21 protein-coding genes and 1 tRNA gene are annotated in these 22,785 nt (G+C 57.5%); 15 read left to right on the forward strand and 7 right to left on the reverse strand.

What is annotated here, in order from left to right:
* Nucleotides 1-94: 94 nt before the first annotated feature.
* Nucleotides 95-583, forward strand: coding sequence for a hypothetical protein (locus I6N98_RS11150; RefSeq protein ID WP_198568441.1), 489 nt, complete (start codon nt 95-97; stop codon nt 581-583).
* 77 nt (nt 584-660) lie between these two features.
* Nucleotides 661-1,140, forward strand: a complete 480-nt coding sequence (locus I6N98_RS11155) for an RDD family protein (RefSeq protein WP_232787316.1) — start codon at nt 661-663, stop codon at nt 1,138-1,140.
* A 49-nt stretch (nt 1,141-1,189) separates the two neighbouring features.
* Here I6N98_RS11155 and lptG read toward each other — a convergent pair whose 3' ends face one another.
* Both lptG and lptF read right to left on the reverse strand, forming a co-directional pair.
* Complete coding sequence (lptG, locus tag I6N98_RS11160) at nt 1,190-2,251, reverse strand: LPS export ABC transporter permease LptG (protein ID WP_198568442.1); 1,062 nt, start codon at nt 2,249-2,251, stop codon at nt 1,190-1,192.
* Nucleotides 2,238-3,359 carry an LPS export ABC transporter permease LptF gene (gene lptF, locus I6N98_RS11165; protein ID WP_198568443.1) on the reverse strand — a complete coding sequence of 374 codons (1,122 nt, stop codon included), beginning with the start codon at nt 3,357-3,359 and terminating at the stop codon, nt 2,238-2,240. Before lptF ends, lptG begins: the two co-directional genes overlap by 14 nt.
* 204 nt (nt 3,360-3,563) lie before the next feature.
* On the opposite strand from lptF, the gene I6N98_RS11170 reads away from it, so the two are divergent.
* From I6N98_RS11170 to I6N98_RS11190, 5 genes are all read left to right on the forward strand, one after another.
* Nucleotides 3,564-5,045, forward strand: coding sequence for a leucyl aminopeptidase (locus I6N98_RS11170; protein WP_198568444.1), 1,482 nt, complete (start codon nt 3,564-3,566; stop codon nt 5,043-5,045).
* A gap of 5 nt (nt 5,046-5,050) precedes the next feature.
* Nucleotides 5,051-5,473, forward strand: a complete 423-nt coding sequence (locus I6N98_RS11175) for a DNA polymerase III subunit chi (protein WP_198568445.1) — start codon at nt 5,051-5,053, stop codon at nt 5,471-5,473.
* A gap of 5 nt (nt 5,474-5,478) precedes the next feature.
* Nucleotides 5,479-5,820 (forward strand): hypothetical protein, encoded by a 342-nt coding sequence (locus tag I6N98_RS11180; RefSeq protein ID WP_198568446.1) that lies wholly within the window; start codon nt 5,479-5,481, stop codon nt 5,818-5,820.
* 210 nt (nt 5,821-6,030) lie between these two features.
* Nucleotides 6,031-8,901, forward strand: coding sequence for a valine--tRNA ligase (locus I6N98_RS11185; protein WP_198568447.1), 2,871 nt, complete (start codon nt 6,031-6,033; stop codon nt 8,899-8,901).
* Nucleotides 8,902-9,284: 383 nt separating this feature from the next.
* A complete protein-coding gene (locus I6N98_RS11190; RefSeq protein WP_198568448.1) occupies nt 9,285-9,494 on the forward strand; it encodes a cold-shock protein in 210 nt (69 codons plus the stop codon).
* 124 nt (nt 9,495-9,618) lie between these two features.
* Here the strand turns inward: I6N98_RS11190 and I6N98_RS11195 are convergent, their stop codons facing one another.
* Nucleotides 9,619-12,204, reverse strand: a complete 2,586-nt coding sequence (locus I6N98_RS11195) for a sensor histidine kinase (RefSeq protein ID WP_198568449.1) — start codon at nt 12,202-12,204, stop codon at nt 9,619-9,621.
* A 366-nt stretch (nt 12,205-12,570) separates the two neighbouring features.
* Here I6N98_RS11195 and I6N98_RS18625 point away from each other — a divergent pair, with 366 nt between their 5' ends.
* The gene (locus I6N98_RS18625; RefSeq protein WP_232787617.1) at nt 12,571-12,819 is read left to right on the forward strand and encodes a cold-shock protein; all 249 of its coding nucleotides are present in this window, start codon (nt 12,571-12,573) and stop codon (nt 12,817-12,819) included.
* Nucleotides 12,820-12,938: 119 nt separating this feature from the next.
* Here I6N98_RS18625 and I6N98_RS11205 read toward each other — a convergent pair whose 3' ends face one another.
* The gene (locus I6N98_RS11205) at nt 12,939-13,160 is read right to left on the reverse strand and encodes a SlyX family protein (protein WP_198568451.1); all 222 of its coding nucleotides are present in this window, start codon (nt 13,158-13,160) and stop codon (nt 12,939-12,941) included.
* A gap of 105 nt (nt 13,161-13,265) precedes the next feature.
* On the opposite strand from I6N98_RS11205, the gene I6N98_RS11210 reads away from it, so the two are divergent.
* Nucleotides 13,266-13,610 (forward strand): translation initiation factor Sui1, encoded by a 345-nt coding sequence (locus tag I6N98_RS11210; RefSeq protein WP_198568452.1) that lies wholly within the window; start codon nt 13,266-13,268, stop codon nt 13,608-13,610.
* A 107-nt stretch (nt 13,611-13,717) separates the two neighbouring features.
* A complete protein-coding gene (locus tag I6N98_RS11215; RefSeq protein WP_198568453.1) occupies nt 13,718-14,125 on the forward strand; it encodes a VOC family protein in 408 nt (135 codons plus the stop codon).
* An 11-nt stretch (nt 14,126-14,136) separates the two neighbouring features.
* Here I6N98_RS11215 and I6N98_RS11220 read toward each other — a convergent pair whose 3' ends face one another.
* Nucleotides 14,137-15,162 (reverse strand): sigma-54 interaction domain-containing protein, encoded by a 1,026-nt coding sequence (locus tag I6N98_RS11220; RefSeq protein ID WP_232787317.1) that lies wholly within the window; start codon nt 15,160-15,162, stop codon nt 14,137-14,139.
* 327 nt (nt 15,163-15,489) lie between these two features.
* Here I6N98_RS11220 and gpt point away from each other — a divergent pair, with 327 nt between their 5' ends.
* From gpt to I6N98_RS11245, 5 genes are all read left to right on the forward strand, one after another.
* Nucleotides 15,490-15,951 carry a xanthine phosphoribosyltransferase gene (gene gpt, locus I6N98_RS11225; RefSeq protein WP_198568454.1) on the forward strand — a complete coding sequence of 154 codons (462 nt, stop codon included), beginning with the start codon at nt 15,490-15,492 and terminating at the stop codon, nt 15,949-15,951.
* Nucleotides 15,952-16,023: 72 nt separating this feature from the next.
* A tRNA-Arg gene (locus I6N98_RS11230) sits at nt 16,024-16,100 on the forward strand.
* 145 nt (nt 16,101-16,245) lie between these two features.
* Entirely contained in the window at nt 16,246-17,754 is a 1,509-nt protein-coding gene (locus tag I6N98_RS11235; protein WP_198568455.1) for a CHAD domain-containing protein, read from the forward strand.
* A 22-nt stretch (nt 17,755-17,776) separates the two neighbouring features.
* Nucleotides 17,777-18,514, forward strand: a complete 738-nt coding sequence (locus tag I6N98_RS11240; protein ID WP_198568456.1) for a ParA family protein — start codon at nt 17,777-17,779, stop codon at nt 18,512-18,514.
* Between the two features lie 37 nt (nt 18,515-18,551).
* Complete coding sequence (locus I6N98_RS11245; protein ID WP_198568457.1) at nt 18,552-19,022, forward strand: CYTH domain-containing protein; 471 nt, start codon at nt 18,552-18,554, stop codon at nt 19,020-19,022.
* Between the two features lie 255 nt (nt 19,023-19,277).
* Here the strand turns inward: I6N98_RS11245 and oadA are convergent, their stop codons facing one another.
* Together oadA and I6N98_RS11255 are read right to left on the reverse strand one after the other, a co-directional pair.
* Complete coding sequence (gene oadA, locus I6N98_RS11250) at nt 19,278-21,089, reverse strand: sodium-extruding oxaloacetate decarboxylase subunit alpha (RefSeq protein WP_198568458.1); 1,812 nt, start codon at nt 21,087-21,089, stop codon at nt 19,278-19,280.
* Nucleotides 21,090-21,140: 51 nt separating this feature from the next.
* Nucleotides 21,141-22,556 carry an acetyl-CoA carboxylase biotin carboxylase subunit gene (locus I6N98_RS11255; protein ID WP_198568459.1) on the reverse strand — a complete coding sequence of 472 codons (1,416 nt, stop codon included), beginning with the start codon at nt 22,554-22,556 and terminating at the stop codon, nt 21,141-21,143.
* Nucleotides 22,557-22,785: the final 229 nt, after the last annotated feature.

The following is a 22,785-nucleotide window of genomic DNA, read 5'->3' on the forward strand; positions in this document are numbered from 1 at the left end:
GGCTGTACATTTACTTATTCCGACTCCAGGGCGCGATCACTAGTCTGAGCATATTGACGGGTCACAGAATAAATTACGGAAAATGGTCGCGCCAATGAAACCGCGAAATTCAAGCAGTGACAAGTGCACACCCCGCCTAAGGATTGGCTATATCACCGCCGCCCTTGCCCTGTTGTTGTCCAACTCAGCCTGTTTTGCCGATTCCCGCTGGTCCGGCGACGCCGGCAGCCTGACCCTGCCCCGCAACCACCAACCGGGATACCAGCCCACCATACGCTTTTGCATTGAATTAGATAAGGAATCTGGCCGCTACAATGCCCACAATGACATCCAGGCGCGATTTAATCGCATTTGGATGAACCAGCATAAAGCCAAGACCAACAACGACGCCCAAGCAGAGCTGCTAAAGCTTGCCGTTAAAGCCCTGTACAAATCCTTCTATCAGCGCAGTGCCGGAGCCCAGCGTTTCCTGCCCGACCAGGACGGCCGGATAAAAATACAGCGGGTGAGTCGCTACCAACTGGATTACAACGTCAGAGCCAATAGCGACGCCCTTCAACTCGGTGTAGATCTCAGTTTTTAGCTGAGCCTAGTCCAAGTCCGCCTACGTTTTTTACAACAGTGACGGTACACTGTCGTCCGCTAAACTGGACGAAACAAATGACCGAGAACAACATTCAAATGCTCCCCGCCGGTGTCTGGCGCCGCTTTGCCGCCATGGTGTACGACGGCTTTTTACTTTTTGCGGCGCTGTTTGTCGCTACCCTGATTCCCGAGCTTATCCTCAATGCCGATAATCTGGGCAGTACCCCGGCCAACGACTCGGTGGTCCACCAAATCAACCAGCCGTTTCACGGCCTGCTCTACCAGCTTTACTTGCTGGCGGTGATCGTGGTGTTCTACGGCTATTTCTGGCGCAAGGGCGGCCAGACCCTGGGCATGCAGGCCTGGCGGCTGCGTTTGCGGGATATTGATGGCGGGGCTCCCAGTTGGGGGCAGTGCCTGATTCGCATTTTGGTGGGCAGCCTGTCGCTGCTGCTGGGGGGACTGGGCTATTTTTGGGTCTGGATCGACAAAGAGGGCCGCGCCTGGCACGACATCGCCTCCCGCACTCGCCTTGACCGGCTGCCAAAGGACTAGCCGGCCACCAAACCATTCCATCAACTCACTAAATTCATCAACTTAGTCCTTAGGCGCGCCGCATCATCAGCAGTGTACCGATCACGAAACAAATGGCGATGGGGGTAAGGCTGGCATAGATTGGGTCAAAGCCATAAACCATGCTAGAAGGCCCGAGAATATCTTGCAGGGTGCGGAACACTATGCCCACCATCACCCCGACAAAGACGCGAAAACCCATGGTGACATTGCGCAGCGGACCAAAAATAAACGATATCGCCACAAAGACCATACCCAGTATCGTTATCGGTTGAAGCAGTTTATTCCAGAACGCCAGCTGATAATCCCCCGCATTGAGGCCCTGCTGGCGCAGGTAGTCGGCGTACTGCCACAAACCGCTGATCGACAGATCATCGGGCTCCAGCACCAGGATATTGAGCAGCTCCGGGCTCAGCCCAGTCTCCCACTGCAGCTCAGGGTATAGCTGCTGCACCGCGCCCTCTTCACCCAGGGACACCTTCCTCACATCCTCCAGCGACCACAGCCCGCCGAGGTAACTGGCCCGCTCGGCAAAAGTACTGCCCACCAGTTGCCGCTGGTCGTCAAAGTGATAGATGCTGACCCCGTAGAGCACGCCGTTGGGCTGCACCGCATTGAAGTGCATAAATTCGTTGCTTTCCCGGTGCCACATACCATGACGAGAGTGAATGGCCGCGCTTTTTTGCAATGCCAGCGCCCGCTGACTCTCGGCGATCTGCTGGGTCGCCGGGGCGATGTATTCCGCTGTCACCAAACCGATCAGGGTGAGCAACAAGGTGGGGCGGATTACCGCCACCACCAGACGCAGGGTCGACACCCCGGCCGCTCGCATCACCACCAGCTCGCTGCTGCTGGCCAACATTCCCAGGCCGGCCAGACACCCCACCAGCGAGGCAAAAGGCAGGTATTGGTAGATACTGCCCGGCGCCACCAATGCGACATATTTAAGCACTTCGACAAAGTTGTAGTCGCCGCGGATTTCTTTCAGTTCATCGATCAACTCTGAAAGCAGATCGATACCCACAATCACCATCAGCACCAACAGAATGGCGCCGGTGACGGTACGACCGATGTAGCGATTAAGAATCAGCATAGCGAGCCCGTCTAAACCGCAACCAAATGTGTCGGCGTATACTGTCCCAATACAGCAGTAACAACCCCGTCACCAAAAACAGCAGGTGGACGGCCCCCATACCCGGAAAAACCGGCCACTGCCCCTTGGCAATAGCATCCCTTACGGCATTGAGCCCCACCAAATAAAACATGTAGAGAATAAAGGCGGGAAACATCTTGCTATAACGTCCACTGCGGTGATTGGTTTTGCTCAGCGCTACCGCGATTAAGGTGGCGATCGGCACCAGCAAGGCCAGTGATACCCGCCACTGCAGTGCGGCGATATCTTCCAGGTCGCCAGAACCCCACAGGTCCCGGGTGTCTTTGCCGTCCAATTCCTGTCGGTAGGTCTTGATCTCCGGGTCCCGTAACAACTGGCTCAGATGCTCAAAGCGGGTCACCTGAAAATCCATATGCCCCGGCACTCCCACATAGCGCACGCCAGAGTCCAAAATCAGATGGCGAAGACCGCTGTCCTCATCGATATTAAAGCGGCCGCGATCGGCGGTTATCACCGACACCAAGGGTCTCTCATCCTCGGCCACCGGCTCAGGTTGGGCAATAAAGACGCCGCTCATGCTCTGGTCGCTGCGCTGAGTGCTCTCGATATAAGTGACCCGACCACTGTCTTTATCCACCCGAAAGCGCCCTTCCACTGCGGCCTTCACACCAATTTCGGCGCGACTCTCCGCCAGCTTTTGGGCGTAAGCCTGAATGCCCGCCGGGGTTACCACCATACTGATATAGGCAACCACAGCGGCCACCATCAACGCCGGCAGTTGGGTCATAAACAGCAGCCGGCGCCGACTCATGCCACAGGCACTCATCACCGTCATTTCGCTGTCGACATAAAGGCGACCGCAGGCCAGTAATACACTGATAAACAGCCCCAGAGGCAGCACCACCTCCAGGAAGCCAGGCAAGCGGTAAAACATGATCAAAAACAAAACGTCCGGCGCAAAGTCCCCCGCCGCCACCTGGGCCAGGTACTTGACGAAGCGGCCACTCATAATGATCGCCAACAAGGTCAGCGTGACAGCGAATACCGACTTCAGTATTTCCGTTGCCAGATAGCGGAATAAGATCAAAGCCTTCTCCAGAGGCGGGTACACCGGTTCCAAGCGCCGATGATACCCTTTACACTATTTTGGTTGTAACCGCCCGAGATTATTGCGTTTCTACTACATACCTGCGTGTATACTCGAGCGCGGCGACTAGGGCAGTTAGGGCGATAGCACCGCCACGATAGCGCGGCATTATCGCCAATATGAACATACTCTGCGAGAGAATAGATGCAAATAACTCTGAAACCGATTACCGATCTGACTGGCCAGACAGGCGACTGCCTGGCGGTATTTTGCGATAGCGGCCTGCGGGACGCCGCGGTAAAGAAAATCGATACCGCGCTGAATGGCCAGCTTAGCGCACTGGTTAAAAGCGGCGACTTCCACGGCAAATTGGGTGAGACCCTACTGCTACCGGCCCCGGCGGGCATCAAAGCGAAGCGTCTGCTGCTGGTGGGACGGGGCAAAGACAGCGCCGTCAGCGCCCAGCAGTTCGACAAACTGATCAATGCCTGCCTGAAAAAACCGGTGACCAGCCTGTGCCGGGACCTGAGCATCGCCTTTACCGACCTCACCGTCAGTGATCGGGACGCCTCCTGGCCGCTTCAGCGCGCCGCCCAGCTGATCGAAGTAGCAGGCTATCGCTACACCGCCACGGTCAGCAAGCCCAAGGCCGCCAGCAGCCTGCGCAAGGTCACGCTGCAGGCCGCTAACACCGCCGCCAACCGCGCCGCTGTGAACACCGGCCGCGGTATCGGTCTCGGGGTCAACACCGCCCGTGAGCTGGGCAACCTGCCAGGCAATATCTGCACCCCCAGCCACCTGGCCAAAGAGGCCCGCAAACTGGGCCGTCGCTTCGACAACGTTAAAGTGAGTGTGCTGGAAGAAGCCAAGATGAAACAGTTGGGCATGGGCTCACTGCTGTCCGTCACCGCCGGCACCGATCAACCTGCCAAACTGATCGTCATTGAATACCAGGGCGGCAAGAAAACCGACGCGCCACATGTACTGGTGGGCAAAGGCATTACCTTTGATACCGGCGGCATCAGCCTCAAGCCCGGCGCCAAAATGGACGAGATGAAGTTCGATATGTGCGGCGCGGCCAGCGTTGTCGGCACCCTGGAGGCCTGTGCGGAAATGGGTGCCAAAGTCAATGTGGTAGGCATCATCGCCGCCGCCGAGAACATGCCCAGTGGCGGCGCCACCAAACCCGGAGACGTGGTCACCAGCATGTCGGGCCAGACTATTGAAGTACTCAATACCGACGCAGAAGGCCGCCTGGTACTCTGTGACGCCCTGACCTATGCGGGCCGCTACAAGCCCGCCTCGGTGATAGATATCGCCACCCTCACCGGCGCCTGTGTGGTTGCCCTGGGCAAACACGCCATTGGCCTGTACAGCAACCAGGACGACTTCGCCAGCGAGTTAATGGACTGTGGCCAGCGGGCCCAGGATCGCGCCTGGCAAATGCCGCTGTGGGATGACTACCAACGCCAGCTGGACAGTAACTTTGCCGATATCGCCAATATAGGTGGTCCGGAAGCCGGCAGTATTACCGCCGCCTGCTTTTTATCGCGATTCTGCAAAGACTATCGCTGGGCCCATTTGGATATCGCCGGCGCCGCCTGGCTCTCCGGCGGGCAAAAAGGGGCCACCGGCCGCCCTGTCGGCCTGCTCTGCGAATACTTGCTCAGTAAAGCGGGCAAGTAACAACCATGACTCGGGTGGATTTTTACATCCTCCAGCAGGGCGGCCGGCAGGCCGCCCTGAACTACGCCTGTCGTCTGGCGGAGAAAGCGTTTTTGAAGGGCCACCGCTGCTATATCTGCGTGGATGAGCCCGATATGACGACAGTGGACGAATTGCTGTGGCAGTTTCGCGCCGATAGCTTTGTACCCCACGCGCTGGCGGGGCAGGATGATGCTCATATCGCCATCGGCACCGAGCACCACACCGGTGAACACTGCGACGTGATGATAAACCTGACCACGGCGGTGCCCAGCACCTTCAGCCGCTTTAAACGACTCGCCGAGATCGTCAGTCAGGACGAGCCGTGGTTATCGGCCTCCCGGGGCCGTTACAGCCACTATCGCCAGGCCGGCTATCCCTTACACAATCACCCTATTGCGGCGGGATGACACTGATGACCGACGATTCCCAGCCCCCACGTGACAATCGCACTGCGCCACTACTCAGCGAGCTGGAGGCCCTAAAGGATTCTCTGGATCACCCGTCAGATATCGATCCCCAAGCCATCCCGGTTCTGGACGACATCATCGAGCCATCGCCCCATTTGCAACCCCCAGAAACGGTGCAACGCCAGCGCCCTGGCAGCGAAGAGACGGGTCACGAACGAGAAGTGTTTATCCAATCTCTTATCGACGACATGATGCCGGAGCTGGAGGCCGCCCTGCGGCGTCGACTACTGGAGCTGGATAAACCCGAGCTGGAGCGACTCTACCGGCAAAGTCAGCAAGAGGATTAACGCTGAACTCGGCCGGTGCGAGCAAGCGGAGCCGGCTCTCGAACGCCCACCATCCAAGCGAACAAGGTTGACCAAGCTGCTGCCGGCGAACTGTTGCAGCTGGGCCGTTACAGGTAGCAATTTTTGCTTCACTGAATAAAAAATCAGTATACTTACCGGCTTTTCTCGGCAAAACGCCGCATTCCTGCCAGCTCTACTATACGGACGATCATGGACAAAACCTTTCAACCCGGCGACATCGAAAACAAGTGGTACCAGCACTGGGAAAGCCAGGGCTATTTCGCGCCCCAGGGTAGCGGCATGCCCTACTCCATCATGATTCCGCCGCCTAATGTCACCGGCAGCCTGCATATGGGGCACGCCTTTCAGGACGCCATCATGGATGCCCTGACCCGCTACCAGCGGATGAAGGGTGCCAATGCCCTGTGGCAGGTCGGCACCGACCACGCCGGTATCGCCACCCAAATGGTAGTGGAGCGCAAGCTTGCCGCCGAGCACAACCAAAGCCGTCACGATTTGGGCCGCGATGCCTTTATCGATAAGGTCTGGGAATGGAAGGAAGAGTCCGGCGGTACCATCACCCGCCAGTTGCGCCGCCTGGGCGCCTCGGTGGACTGGGACCACGAGCGCTTCACCATGGACGACGGCTTTTACAAAGCGGTGCAGGAAGTGTTTGTCCGCCTGTATGACGATGGCCTGATCTACCGCGGCAAGCGCCTGGTTAACTGGGACCCCAAACTCCACACCGCCATCTCTGATCTGGAGGTGGAAAACAAAGATGAGAAGGGCCACATGTGGCACTTCCGCTACCCGCTGGCCGACGGCGCCACCACGGCGGACGGCAAGGACTACTTGGTCGTCGCCACCACCCGACCGGAAACCATGCTGGGCGATACCGCCGTTGCGGTAAACCCCGCCGACGAGCGCTACCAGTCCCTGGTGGGCAAGTTTGTCGAATTACCTTTGGTGAAGCGCCGCATCCCCATTGTTGCCGACGACTATGTCGACCGGGAGTTTGGTACCGGCTGCGTCAAGATTACCCCGGCCCACGATTTCAACGACTACGCGGTTGGCCAGCGCCACAGCTTGCCGATGATCAATGTGATGGACCAGGACGCCGCCATCCGCGCTGAGGCGGAAGTGTTCAATAGCGACAGCAGCGCCAATACCGACCTGGACGGCACGCTGCCAGCCAGCTACGCCGGCCTGGATCGCTACGACGCTCGCAAGGCCATCGTCGCCGACCTGGACAGCCAGGGTTTGCTGGAAGCGGTTGAAGACCACGGTCTGAAAGTGCCCCGGGGAGACCGCTCCGGATTGGTTATCGAGCCCATGCTTACCGACCAGTGGTTTGTGGCCACTGCCGAGTTAGCCAAGCCCGCCATTGAGGCGGTGGAAGACGGCCGTATACAGTTTGTCCCCAAACAGTACGAGAACATGTACTTCAGCTGGATGCGGGACCTGCAGGACTGGTGTATTTCCCGGCAACTGTGGTGGGGCCACCGCATCCCCGCCTGGTATGACGATGCCGGCAATATCTACGTGGCCCGTAGCGAAGACGAGGCCCGGGAAAAGTACCAGCTCGACGCCACCGTGGCGTTGAAACAGGACGACGACGTGCTGGATACCTGGTTCAGCTCCGGCTTGTGGACCTTTGCCACCCTGGGCTGGCCGGAACAAACCGAACGCCTGAAGACCTTCCACCCCACTGACGTTCTGGTCACCGGTTTTGACATCATCTTTTTCTGGGTCGCCCGGATGATTATGATGACCATGTACTTCATGAAAAACGACGACGGCAGTCCACAAGTCCCCTTCAAGACCGTCTACGTCACCGGCCTGATCCGCGACGAGCAGGGTCAAAAAATGTCCAAGTCCAAGGGCAATGTCCTCGACCCGCTGGATATGATTGACGGCATCAGCCTCGACGATTTGCTGGCCAAACGCACCGGCAACTTGATGCAGCCGCAGTTGGCAGAGAAAATCGCCAAGGCGACCCGCAAAACCTTCCCCGAAGGCATCGGCGCCCACGGCACTGACGCCCTGCGCTTTACCCTCTACTCACTGGCCTCCACCGGCCGGGATATCAACTGGGATATGAAGCGCCTGGAAGGTTACCGCAACTTCTGCAACAAAATCTGGAACGCCGCCCGCTACGTGCTGATGAACACCGAGGGTGAGGACTGTGGCGTTAACAATGAAGCTGTGGAACTAAGCCTGGCAGACCGCTGGATCATTGCTCGCCTGCAACAAGCCGAAGCCAATGTCGCCAAGGCCATGGACAACTACCGCCTCGATCATGCCGCCCAGGAAATCTACGAGTTTATCTGGAACGAATACTGCGACTGGTATTTGGAACTCTCCAAGCCAGTATTGTGGGACGACAATGCCTCTGCGGAGGCCAAGCGCGGCACTCGCCGGACCCTGATCCGGGTATTGGAAGCCACACTGCGTCTCGCTCACCCCTTTATGCCCTTCATCACCGAAGAAATCTGGCAGCGGGTGGCTCCGATTGCCGGCGTTGTTGGCAGTGAGGCCGCAGCCGATACCATTATGCTGCAAGCCTATCCCCAGGCCGACAGCCGCGCACAAGACGACGATGCCGTCGCCGACGCCGAGTGGCTTAAGGCCATGATTGTGGCGGTACGCAATATTCGCGGCGAGATGAATGTGCCCCCCGGCAAGGCGTTGGACGTCACCCTTAAAAATGCCTCTGCGGTCGATCAGCGTCGCCTGACCGACAACCGCGCCTTTCTGACCAAGCTGGCCAAACTGGACACGGTTAGCGTGTTGGCAGCTGGCGACACGCCCCCGCCCTCGGTCACGCAGCTGGTGGGCGATATGGAGGTGCTGGTCCCCATGGCGGGGCTGGTGGACAAAGACGCCGAGCTGGCGCGCCTGGATAAAGAGATTCAAAAGCTGGACAAAGATATCCAGCGTCTGAGCGGTAAGCTTTCCAATCCCGGTTTTACCGACAAGGCCCCAGCAGCCGTGGTTGAAAAAGAGCGGGACAAGCTCAGCCAACAGCAATCGGCCCTGAGCAAGCTACAGCAGCAGCGCGAAACCATCGCCGCGCTGTAATTGTTTGCGCAGCGCGCGGCAGCCCTGCCGCGCGCTTTAACCGCTCTCCAGCAGACGCTTAAAGCCTGACTCGATTTCCTTAAAACCGCAGATAAACCATAGACAAAACCGCTTCAGTCGCTATAGTAATGGCCTAATCGAGGCCATAGAAAGCTGCGTTGTGACTATCCCTCACGACCCAATAATGCTGCGCAGAGCAGTCAGCGTTACCCGTTTGCCAAAGCGGGCGAGGCATTGTTGGCTGTCCTCCTCCATAGCAAGTCGAAGGCATTACCCCTTTCAATACACCGCGCTTCGCCTCCCCACCCTGTTTCACCGCAGTAAATTTTTCCACACTTTCCCTTATTACCCCACCACACCGCTATCGCCTTAGAGGAACAGTAATGAGTGATCGAGTTACCGGGACCGTCAAGTGGTTCAATAACGCCAAAGGATTTGGCTTCATCACCCGCAATGAGGGCGACGATGTTTTCGTCCATTTTCGCTCAATACGCGGTGACGGCTACAAAACCCTGGACGAGGGACAATTGGTAGAATTTAACTTAGTGGAAGGCCCCAAGGGCTGGCAGGCCGAAGACGTACTGAAAGTCTAGTCAGTCTATGCACGACCTGATAACACCTCAGTAAAGTCGTTGGCTTTTACAAGCCAGGTCCTTTGCGATTCCGATGTAAAGATCACGGCGGGTTGCGCAGAGATGTCAGCGCGGTCCGGCGGACTTAGCTTTGCTTCACGACCCTGGCCAGCGCCGAAGGCAATAGCGGATCGACAAACACCTGTTGCTGAGCGACCACATCCCCTCCCGTCCCGGCCAGGGGGCGGGGCACCAGACGGATTAGCTCTGCACCGTAACGCTGGCACAACTCGGTCACTTGGCGGCTACTCTCGTCGATCAGCACCTGTCGTGTCACGCCCTCCTTGCTGAGCCGACCACCGGCTAAATTATTGGCCAGCGCTGTGGCGTCGAGGCAGTATTTGGCCTCAATGCCGTGGAGTCGCAGTGCGCTCTCCACCTCGCCGCGACGCCGCGGGTTTTCAATCAACACATACAGGGGCGTACCTTCACTATTGGGCGCGGGCAGCTCCCGGGCTTGACTCTCATGTAGCGGTACAGCCAATTTAAAACAGGTGGATTCACCGGATGAGCTTTCCAGGGTCACTTCACCCCCCATCAATTCCGCCACCCTTGCCGCCAGCGCCAGTCCCAGACCGGTACCGGAAAAACGCCGAGCGCGACTTGTATCCGCCTGGAAGAAGGGCTGAAACAACTTCTCACGGATTTCTGTAGACACACCAATACCATTGTCCCGGACCCGGCAAACCAAGCGCTCTGACGCCCCCTCCCCATCGCGCTCGGCATCAACCAACAGCTCCACCTGGCCACGGGGCGAAGCATAAACCGCAAACTTAAAGGCATTGTCTAGCAACTGCCGCAAACTTTGTCGCAGACGCAGGGGGTCCACCGTCGCCTGGGCAGGAACAGAAGGTGTTATAAGCAGACTGAAGCTCTCGCCATTGCGAGCTGCGGTCATTGCAAAGTCATCCGCCACGCCTTCGATCAGCTCAAGCAGCTGCGTGGGCTGGGGATCGAGTTGAAGTCGACCGGATTCCAGCGCTGCATAATCGAGAATATTGTCCATCGTCCCCAGCAAGCTGACAGACGAGCGCTGGATCGTGCTCAACATCATTTTCTGCTCACGATCCAAGGGCGTCTTGGCCAACAGCTCAGTCATCCCGACGACCCCGTTCATCGGGGTGCGCACTTCGTGCCCCATCGCCGCAAGGAAGGTGGACTTGGCCCGATTGGCCGCCTCGGCACTGGTCACGGCCTCTTCAAGCTGAAGAGTCCGGAGACGAACCTGATCCTCCAGGTTTCGGCACAGGCGGGCATGTTCCCGTTCAGTCTGACGACGGTCGGTGATATCTGTGTACACACCCACCATAGCCAGAACGCGACCGGAATCATCCCGCTGAACCACAGCGCTGCAAGCGACTTCTTTACACTGCCCCTCTGTGGTATTGAATCGATGCTCAATGGAAAAATCCCGCCCGCGGCTGCGCAGAAAGTTGCGGAATGACTCTGAAACCCGGTCCCGGTCCTTTGGGTGCACCTGGTCAAAGAATTTACGGGGGGAAACCGTCTCACTATCACCGTCGGTGCCTAACCACTGATGCAACAGTTCATTGCCCCGTACTTCGTCGCGCAATGCATCCCATTCCCACATCACGCCGGGCACCGCCCGGGTCAACATATCGCAACGGGTCCGGAAGCGATCGCAGCGATGGGCCAATTCGTGCTCAGTGCTCAGGTCCCTCAACAGCACTAGTAGCGCATCGCCCTCCCTCATTCTGAATCGCCCCGCCTCAATGGACACCGGATGGCTGCGCCCCCAGCTGTCCTCCAGGTAGAGTTCCATGGGGTCGGGTCGCCGCCCCTCATCGAGATTGCGCAGGTAACGCTTGAATTGCTCCCGGTGCAGCTGGGGCAATAAGCCATCGATACGGGTGCCACGCAGCTCGTCAGCTGAGTTAATCAGCCAGTCTGCCAAACTGCGGCTGGCATAGAGGATGCTGCCATCCAGGGACAGCGCCAGCCAATGACCCGGCAAATCCGCCAACAATCGCTCGAAGTGAAATTCCAGGTTATCGATATGGGCGGCCTGGTGGCGAATACGACGGGACTGATCCCGTAAAACCAGAACAGAAAAAACTAAACCGATCGCTGCCACCGCCGATAACACGTAGTGGGTCACCAACCAGCGCTGTTTGTGGGCGGCACTGGTCAAGGCTTGGCTGGTGACCAGCCTGTGTCGACTCTCTAGCCCCTGTAGGGCCGCAACGACAATATCCCGGTCGCTGGGCAAGTTGAGGGGGGGAAGAGCAGCATTGTCGCGACCCTGCGTCCCAATTCTCAAGTACAGTGACAAGAGGTCACTGAGGTCGCTGGTGAATTGCTCCGAAAGCAGTTGCAGGTCGCCATCGAAAAGCAGGCTCTGAGCGCTGGACAAATGGCGCTGGGTTTCCGTTAGCCCATAGATATCACCGCTGTCCAACGCGTGGTGGACCTGCTCAATGGCCTGCCCTCCGGCCAACAACTGATCGAGTTTCTGCAACTGCTCGCCCTGGCGCTGAAGCTGCAAAATGTGCTGCTGTTGGCTGTGCAGGGAGTAAGGCGGTAAGGCCACGGTCAACGCGATCATGCCCAGCACCAGCAGTACGGCTCCCCACCAGGGGCGGAGGCGGCGTGGGGATGGCGCGCCGGGTTCCCGGCTGGACCACACGACCGCCCAGTCGCGAAAAGACATTACTGCTCTCCAGGGAAGAAAATACACTACTAAATGCCGCTATCATCGTTGATAGATCGGTAAATCAACATTCGTAGTTTCCGTATACACACTGCGGCAGTGCCCCCGGAGCGACGCGGCGCGCCGCAACTGCTATACTCGCGCCCGCGCTGTGGCCGTTATTGCCACAGATTGAGACAAGCACGGAGAAGATAAGTCTAGTTACCTATGTTAGTGATTCTAAATTTACTATTTGCCGCCGCTTTGAGCGCCCTGACAATATGGTCTCTTCACGGTTTGGGTTTGGCAGTGCTGCAAGCTGTCCCCACTGCCATTATTGTCGCGTCGATACTGGCCGCATTAATCGTCAGCCCCCGACTGCCGGGCCTGGCAGCAAGTTTCAGTCGCCAAAAAGAGCGTGGCACGGTTAAGTGGTTTAATGTCAGTAAAGGCTACGGTTTTATCACCCGCGAGACAGGGGATGACATTTTCGTCCATTTCCGCGCCATCAAAGGTCGCGGTAAAGGCCGCAAGAGCCTCAATGAAGGCCAGGTTGTGCAATTTGTCATCATCGAGGGCGACAAAGGCCCGCAAGCTGACGAAGTGGTTATTGTGGAGCAGGCCAAGCAGGCCTAAGGGACAGCGGCCGCTGCGCAAAGGTGCTCGGGCCAGGCAATGCGTGTACCACCCATCTACAGCCCATGCCAGCCGCCACGCCGGTATTCATGCCGGTACTCAGGTTTCTGTTAAGAGCTTCAATAATGAGGTGGCTTTTCCTCCGGGGTGGCCGCCCCGCCGGCTGAGGCACCGGATTCCACACTGACCTGCAATTGCTCCACCAGCAAACGCAGCGACTGAATGGTGGTCTCCATTTCCCGGATATACCGATCCTGCTTGGCCACCCGGTCATCCAGCGCGGTCAACAGGTCCTCCTGGAAAGCGAGCTGAGTTTGCAGATCGATAAGTTGTTGTTCCATGGCCTCTGTCATCTCAAGTAACGCGGAGCGTGATTATAACCGCTACGATGACAATTCTCAGGAGCGGGGCCCAGGCCCTGCTTTGACTAAGGGAGCCTATACACCATGTCACGACTGGTTTACTCCACCGATCAAGGCCGATTGTGCCCGGACTGTGGCCAGCCCAAGTCCGATTGCCAATGCAAGCAGATCTCTGAGCCCCCCAGCGGCGATGGGATTGTACGCATTCGCCGCGAAACCAAAGGCCGCAAAGGCAAAGGCGTTAGCATCGTCAGTGGTCTGCCCCTAAGCGGTGATGAACTGAAACCATTGGCCAAGCGACTCAAGGCCAAACTCAGCACTGGCGGCGCAATCAAGGGCACAGATTTGGAGTTTCAAGGCGACCACCGGCAGACATTAAAAGCGCTGCTGGAAGCCGAGGGATTCACGGTCAAACTGGCCGGCGGTTGATCTCACTTAAGCGTTGCCCAGACAAGGCCTACCCCTCACCGATTTGCGCGATGGGCCACCTGCCCCACCCCTGCTAATGTCGCACTTTTTGCCGGGGGACTCTGCTCATGCCTACCACCTTGCTTAGCGACAGCATCGAAGTCGGTATCGTGACCGACAACATCGAACAAATGCGGCATTTTTACGGCGAGGTACTCGACCTTGAGTATGAAGGAGAGCTCCCCTTTACCGGCGGCACAATGCACCGTTACAAACTGGGCACCAACATCATCAAGCTGGTGAGCTATCAGACAATGCCAACCAAAAGCCTGCCCGGCGGCGGCGAGGCCGGTTTAGGCATTCGCTACTTTAGCTTTGGGGTTGCCGATCTGGATGCGGCGGTGGCCGGCTGGCAATCCGGGGGAGCAGAACTCACCGTAGACATCACCCCCTTTGGCGGCGGGGTCGGTTTTTGTTTTATGGCCGACCCGGATGGCAACTGGATTGAAGTCTTTGGGATGACCACGGCCGAATAACACTGCTGCCATTACGGCGCGGCGATCGCCAATTTGCGCATTTTTTCAATCAGTGTGGTGCGCCGCACTCCCAGCCTTCTGGCCGCAGCACTGACATTGCCCTCGCACTGAGTCAGGGCCTGCTCAATCCACCCTCGCTCCACGGTCTGCAACGCGGTTTTCATACCCACGTCTGGGTCGGGCAGCGGCAGCCACGCGGGGCTTGGGGTATCCCCCCCTGCCGCTGTCGATACACCGCCCACCGCAGTATTTTGAGGCTTGCTGTTTGGATCGAGACCAGCAGACAGATAGGGCTCGGGCAGCTGGTCTGGCTCCACAAGCTGATTGGGATACATAATACACAGGCGTTCCAGCAGGTTGGCCAGTTCCCGCACATTGCCTGGCCACTGCCAGGCCTGTAAGGCCGCTACCGCGCGAGCCGAGAGGCTCACCTGCCCGACGCCCTCGGCGGCCAGTTGCCTCAGTACATCGTCGACGAGTTGCGGCAGATCCTCGGTACGCTGGGCCAGCGGCGGTACTGTAAGGGGGAAGACATTCAGGCGGTAGTACAAATCCTCCCTGAACCGCCCCTCTTCAATCAGCACCGGCAAGTCGCGGTGAGTCGCTGCCACAATGCGCACATTGGCGTTGCGGGTGCGGGCTGAGCCCACCCTCTCAAAACACCGCTCTTGGATTACTCGCAGGATTTTGACCTGCATATCCAGAGGCATATCGCCAATTTCATCCAAAAACAGCGTGCCGCCCTCGGCCAATTCAAAACGACCAGCCCGGGCGGCAATAGCACCGGTAAAAGCCCCCTTCTCGTGACCAAAGAGTTCACTTTCCAACAGGTCCTTGGGGATGGCCCCGCAGTTTACCGGCACGAAGGGCCCCTTGGCCCGATCTGAAAGACGATGGATCTCTCTTGCCACCACCTCCTTGCCGGCGCCCGATGGGCCGAGAATCAACACCGTGACGGTCTTGTCCGCCACCTGGTGCAGCTGGTCCTTCAGCGCCCGCATTGCCGGGCCAAGTGCCACTAATCCACCCTCAGTCATACCGCGTTTCCATTGTGCTCCAAGCTAATGTGTCTCAACCTCTTGTGCCTCAACCCCAATTTTCTATTCGCTGCCTTGTTGGTGTCGATTTTTTGACTATACCTAGAGTCACCCTCCATCGCCAGCTAACTATGTCTGTTATTTGACACCCCTATCCCACCGCGCCATCGAATTCCCGGCACCATCAACGCCAAAGCAGCACCTCACAATCGAACGCTTGCAAGCGCCCCTTTGCTGACGGAGGACTTAACAGAGATGACACTTGCGCGAGATAATCGCCATCATCGACAATGCCGCCCGCACACCATTGATCACAGGACTACCCCAATGACTGATACCGCCCCGGTGTACTACTTGAGCTGGGAAGAACTGCACCGCGATACCCGAAACCTGGCTCGAAAACTGGTAGACACACCGTGGAAGGGGGTCATCAGCATCGCCCGGGGCGGGCTGGTGCCCGGCGCCATTCTCGCCAGAGAACTGAACTTGCGGGTGGTGGACACACTGTGTATCGCCAGCTACGACCACGACCGCCAGGGCGAGCTGAACGTGCTCAAGGCTGTTGAGGGGGACGGCGACGGCTACCTGTTGGTGGATGACTTGGTCGATACCGGCGTCACCGCCCGCGCCGCAATGCAGCTGTTACCCAAAGCCACCTTTGTGGCGATCTATGCCAAGCCTGCGGCTATCGAGCTTACCACTCACCATGTTCGAGAGTTTGCTCAGGAAACCTGGATTCACTTTCCCTGGGACATCACCCATGTCTACAGCGAGCCGTTGATCAAATAGAGCTGGCCTTTGCCAGCCCTGTTGATTACCGCTAAAATCACCGCACTTTTTATGGGCACAGCCCAACACCCTGCCCCGGTGGCACAGCTGGATAGCGCGGCCCCCTCCTAAGGGGCAGGTCACAGGTTCGAATCCTGTCCGGGGCACCATTTCCATCCCCGCTCACACCCGGTCTACACAGTCTCCCGCTTTTATCCTAAACGTTGGAGCGCTTCCCCGAATCTGCGGAGGTTGCTAAAGTATTTGTCTGCTCTATTGGACGTAATGCCAAAACGTGTGGAGAGGCCAAACAGCATGGAGCAACATTGGCTTGCAGATGAGCCGATCGCCCCGAATCATCTGGCGGCCCTACTCGGCGACGACTTTTGTGGCGACTGGGAGCCCCCCGCCGAAACCCGCATCGAAGTGCTGGACACCTTTGGTTGGTCGATCTGGCACAGCGGCGCGTTGTTGTGCCGATCTAGCAACAAGACGCTGACACTGTACAGCCACAATGGCAGTGTTCAGGCTTGGACCGAGGCGCCGCGTTCGGCACGCTTCTGGTGGCAACTTCCTGAGGGGGAATTGCGCGATACTCTCAAACCCGTCACAGAATTGTGGTCCTTTAATCCGGTGGCATCTTTTTATCAACGCCGCCAAACCGTCAATATCCGCAATGAGGATGGCAAAACCGTCGCCCGCCTGCAGCACACCACCTGTTCCACCAGTCACAAGGCCCACTGTTCTCTGGTGGCCCTGCAGGGCTACAAGCACAGCTTTTCACGGATCAGCCGCCGCCTGGCCGAGGCCGAGACTATTGCCGTTTCACCACTGGCTGAGCATGCGTGGCTGACCGCCTGCGCTACACCCAGAAAAATCGACAAGCTGCCCCACTTCGGCATTGACGCTCAGCAGAGCGCAGAATCGGCAGTGCGGCAAATGATCCGGGCCATGTTGGAGCAAGCCAGGCTGTTCGAGCCGGGGATACTGGAAGACACGGATACCGAATTTCTCCACCAGTATCGCGTCAGTATTCGCAAGGCTCGTTCACTGGTTACGCTGATGGGCAAGGTGTTGAGCCTGGATGCCAAAACCACCTTAAAACAGTGCTTCAAACAGCTGGTGGGTCCAACCGGCGAGCTGCGCGATATGGATGTGTTTCTTTTGGCCAAAGACCACTACACAGCGCTCTTGCCAGGCGGCTTTGAAGCGGGCCTGGACGAACTGTTTGCCGAAGCAAGCAAAGATCGCCGCCGCGCATTGAAAAGAGTGCGCAAATGGATGCGTTCAGAGCGTTATCAACAGGTCATCAACGATCTGGATACGACACTGAGCAGCCCCGCGCAGCTGCAAAGCAAGAAGGCGGCTAAGCCGGTGGCAACGCTGCTGGAGAAAAATGCCCACAAGAGTTTTCAGCGTATTAAAAGCCTGGGCTCGTCCATAGACAAATACACCCCCGACAATGAGATACACGCACTGAGAATAGAATGTAAAAAAATGCGCTATTTGATGGAGTACTTTATCGAGATACTGCCCGAAAAGCCGACTATGAAATTTGTGAAGTCCCTGAAAAAACTGCAAGACGTTTTGGGAGATTTCAACGACTACGCCGTACAACAGAACTTTTTGCGGCAGTACACCGACAGCCACACCAGCTCGGCTGCCTTGAGTGCCGCCACAGGGGGAATGATCGCCGTGTTGCACCAGCTTCATTTACAAGCGAGACAGCAGGTAGAAGCTGCCTTTGCCGGCTTTAACTCGGCAGAGGTCGAATCGACGTTCAGTGCTATTTTTGCCGGGGAAACACGGGGGCAGGAAAAATAAAGGGCTCAGGAGAAACACAGAAATGAAGGTGCTGTCATGCTACAGCTTGAAAGGCGGCGTCGGCAAAACCGCCGCCGCGGTTAATATTGCCGACCTCGCCGCCCGCAGGGACATCAAAACGCTGCTTGTGGACCTCGATCCCCAGGGCGCGTCGGCGTTTTACTTCCGCGTTAAACCGGCCAAGGCCAAGCTGGGGAAAACCCTGCTCAGCGCTGCCAATAGCAGCGTCCGGGATCATATTCGGGAGAGCGACTATCCCAACCTGGATATTCTGCCGGCCCACCAGAATTTTCGTAAATTTGAGGCCTTGCTCGCCGACCACAACAAAGGCGGCAAACGCCTGCGCCGTATCCTCGACATTCTGGGCAAGGATTACCAGCTACTGGTATTGGATTGTCCGCCGGGGCTGGGCTATTTGTCGGAGGCCGTTCTCCACGCCAGCGACATTGTCGTGGCCCCCATTATTCCCACAACCTTGTCGGAACGCGCCTTTGACCAACTGATGGATTTCATCAAGCAAAAAGGGATTTCCAAGAAAAAAATTCGCCCGTTTTTTTCGATGGTGCAAGCGCAAAAATCCTTGCACCGGCGCACGATCCCACGGATGCTAACTCATTATCCGCAGTTTTTACGCACCCCTATCCCCTTCTCCAAGGACGTGGAGAACATGGGGGAGCGACGCGCCCCTCTGAGCCGGTTTGCCGCTACCCGGCCAGCCACCCGGGCGTTTTCCATGTTGTTTGATGAGTTGTTCCCATAGCAGCTCCCCCTACACACGAACAGGACAGGCAGGGAATATGTCACTGGAAATTGAACGCCGCTTCGTACTGGATGAGTTACCCGAAGACTGGCGACAGCAGGCCAAAGCAATCGCCATCAAGCAGGGCTATTTAATTATTGAAGAGCGCCGCGAGCTTCGGCTGCGCAAAAAAGGCACGCGCCACTTAATGACCGTCAAGTATGGCACCGGATTGATGCGGGACGAGCAAGAGCAGGAAATCGATGCCGGCCTGTTCGAGATGCTTTGGCCACTGACTGAAGGCAAGCGACTGGAAAAGACCCGCTACAGTATGTGGGTGGGCGATGACCTCTACGAGGCCGATGTCTTTGAGGGGGGGCTGGCCCCTTTACTCATGCTGGAAGTCGAGTTCGCCACCGAAGCCGACGCCAATCGATTTACACCACCGGATTTTGGCTGCCGCGACGTTACCGACGATCCACGTTACAAAAATGCATCACTGGCGAAACACGGTCGCCCAGAGGATTAGAACCGCTTCCCGGCTCGATACAAAAAAGCCCCGGCTGTCGCCAGCCGGGGCCAATACGGAGAGACAAATCCGCAACGGTGGGTGTGTCAGGGGGGGGGGAGAAACGCCACACCGCCGCGCGATTCATGTAAACGATAATTCATATCATTTACAATTGCAACAACCGCATCCCATTTTTTGTCTTTTAAGGGCAGCCACCCTCACTTCAGCGAGGGTCGATCACCAGCGCCCATCGCAATGACGGCGCACGAAGTGCTATAGCGCCTCTATCTCGATCAATACCTCACCCGGTGTGACCCGGTCACCTTTACTGACGTAAATTTCCGTCACCGTACCGGCAATGGGTGCTTGCACCTCGGTCTCCATCTTCATGGCTTCCGCCACCAACAGTGCCTGGCCTTCTTTGACCTCGTCGCCCTCGGCGACCAGTACCTCGACAATGTTGCCGGGCATATTGGTGGTAACATGCCCCGGTGCACTGGCTTGTTTGCGACCGCTGCCACCCTCGGCCTTGAACTCGTTGAGGGCCTCGAAAACCACCTCTTCAGGCATGCCATCCAGGGTCATGTAAAGGTGGCGCTTGCCACTGCCCTTCATACCGACACCGGTAATGGCAACCTGATAACTCTCGCCGTGGACGTCAACGATAAACTCGGTGGGCACACCGCCCTCAGTCACCGGCCGCTCGCTGCCGCCTATCGGCTCCAATACTTCTGGCACCAGTGTTCCGTCCCGCCGCTGCTGGAGGAACTCGCGTCCCAGATCAGGGAACATGGCAAAGGTGAGAACGTCCTCCTCGCCCTCTGCCAAATCGCCAATATCGGCGCGCAGCTTATTTAGTTCAGGGGGTAGCAAATCGGCGGGGCGTACATCAATCACATCCTCAGAGCCGATCGCCTTGGCCCGCAACTCCTCGTTCACCTGGCCCAAGGCGGCACCGTAGTGACCTTGCAGATAGCGCTTCACTTCATTGGTAATGGTGGCGTAACGCTTATCGGCCAACACATTCATCACCGCCTGAGTGCCGACAATTTGCGAGGTGGGCGTGACCAGCGGCGGATACCCGAGGTCTTTGCGCACAGCGGGAATTTCGGCAAACACGTCGTCGATACGGTTCAATGCGCCCTGCTCTTTGAGCTGATTGGCCAGATTGGACATCATGCCGCCGGGCACCTGGTTGATCTGCACGCCAACGTCTTCCCGGGTAAATTCGCTTTCAAACTGGTGGTATTTTTTGCGCACCTCCCACAACTGCCTGGCAATGCTCTGCAACTTGGGCAGTTCCAGACCGGTATCCTGGGGAGTGTCTTTCAGTGCCGCCACCATGGTTTCGGTGGCGGGGTGACTGGTGCCATTGGCAAAGGCGGACATTGCCGTGTCGATAATGTCGACGCCAGCATCGATCGCCTGCTGCTGACACAGCCCTGCCAGCCCAGAGGTCATATGAGAGTGCAATGCCAGCGGCAGATCAAATTCCGCTTTCAGCGCCGCTACCAATTCGGCGGTAGCGGTGGGCGTTAACAGGCCGGCCATATCTTTGATGGCGATGGAATCGATGCCCATGTTCACCATATCCCGGGCCTGCTGAACAAAGGTCTCAGTGGTATGCACCGGGCTGGTTGTGTAACAGATGGTGCCTTGGGCGTGCTTACCAGACTTTTTCACCGCCGCAATAGCGGTTTCAAGATTGCGGACGTCATTCATGGCATCAAAGATACGGAATATATCCATGCCGTTATCGGCGGACTTTTGCACAAAGGCCTCCACCACATCGTCGGCATAGTGGCGGTAGCCCAGCAGGTTCTGGCCCCGCAGCAACATTTGCAGCTGAGTATTGGGCAAGGCCTCCCGCAGCTGCCGCAGCCGCTGCCAGGGGTCTTCCTTGAGAAAACGCACACAGGCGTCGAAGGTAGCGCCGCCCCACACTTCCAGCGACCAAAAACCAATAGCGTCCAACTCCGGGCACACCGGCAACATGTCGTCGGTACGCAGCCGGGTGGCGATCAGTGATTGGTGGCCGTCTCGCAAGGCCACGTCGGTAATTTTGATGGGCTTGGCTTTACTCATGATAGTACTCGCTTTTCTCTGATTCCTGGCATCGGCCGGGGCCGCCTGCAATTACAATCCGGCGTGGGCGGCGATGGCCGCGGCCACCGCCAGTGCCACTTCTTCCGGCCGGCTTTTATCCGAATATTGAGTCAGCTCCGGGTGCTGCTCGACAAAGCTGGTGTCGAAATGGCCGGCGCGAAAATCGGGATGCTTGAGAATTTGCTGGTAGTACGAGGCCGTGGTGCGCACACCCTGCACTCGCATGTCGTTCAACGCCCGGGCGCCCCGGTTGAGGGTTTCCTCCCAGGTGAGCCCCCACACAATCAGCTTGAGGCACATGGAATCAAAATACGGCGGGATGTTGTAACCGGTGTAAATTGCGGTATCGGTGCGCACACCCGGTCCACCGGGGGCGTAGTAGCGACTGATCTTGCCGAAACTGGGCAGAAAGTCGTTTTTGGGGTCTTCAGCATTGACCCGAAACTGCAGGGCGTAACCCCGGTAGGAGATATCTTCTTGACGATAGCCAAGCGGCAAACCAGCCGCTATGCGGATCTGCTCCCGGACAATGTCCACCCCGGTAATCTGTTCGGTGATGGTGTGCTCTACCTGCACCCGGGTATTCATTTCCATAAAGTAGATCTGGTTATCCGCCAGCAAAAACTCCACAGTGCCGGCATTTTCATAGCCCACTGCCTCGGCAGCGCGGACAGACAACTCACCAATATAGTCCCGTTGCTCCGGGGTAAGTTGGGGCGACGGCGCGATTTCGATCAACTTTTGATTGCGGCGCTGAATCGAGCAATCCCGCTCAAACAGGTGGATCACATTGCCCTGGCTGTCCGCCAGAATCTGGGCCTCGATATGCCGGGGGTTGACGATGCACTTCTCCAGGAAAACATCGGCGCGACCAAAGGCCTTACTGGCTTCGGATACCACCCGGGAGAATTGCCGGCGCAGATCGGCCTCGTCGTCGCAGCGCCGAATCCCCCGGCCGCCACCACCAGAGGTCGCCTTAAGCATTACCGGGTAGCCCACTTCTGCAGCGACCGTGGCGGCTTCGTCCTCGTCGGCCAAGTTATCCTCCGTGCCCGGAGTCACCGGCACGTTGGCGGCAATCATCGCCTTGCGAGCTTCGGTTTTGTCCCCCATGCGTCGGATTACCTCCGCACTGGGGCCGATAAAGACGATGCCGCGTTGAGCACAGATATCTGCCAGTTCGGCATTTTCCGACAGGAAGCCATAGCCAGGATGCAGGGCGTCACAGCCCGTCTCCACAGCCAGGGCTACCAGCTTACGGGGGTTGAGATAGCCCTCCAGTGGATCGCTGCCGACATTGTAGGCCTCGTCGGCGCGTTTCACATGGAGAGAGAAGCGATCGGGTTCGGTATAGACGGCGGCCGAGCGAATACCCATCTCGGCACAGGCCCTAACAATCCGCACCGCAATTTCGCCACGGTTGGCAATGAGGATTTTCTTCAGCATTGAGGCCCCTCCCAAATGGCCGTCACGCAAAGCAACACTGGCCGCCCCCTATCAATAGCGGGGTCCAAGACCAAAAAAAGTGCTGCAAGGACTATTCCGCCACATTAGCGAATCATCACACTCAAAAAAAATTAATATTTGTTTTTGTATCTATAAACTATTGCTTATAGTGCGAGAGTTCGCCGCCACAATATTGACCCTAAAGACCCCTTTATACCCAAGGGCCGCT

Source organism: Spongiibacter nanhainus (assembly GCF_016132545.1).
GTDB lineage: Bacteria > Pseudomonadota > Gammaproteobacteria > Pseudomonadales > Spongiibacteraceae > Spongiibacter > Spongiibacter nanhainus.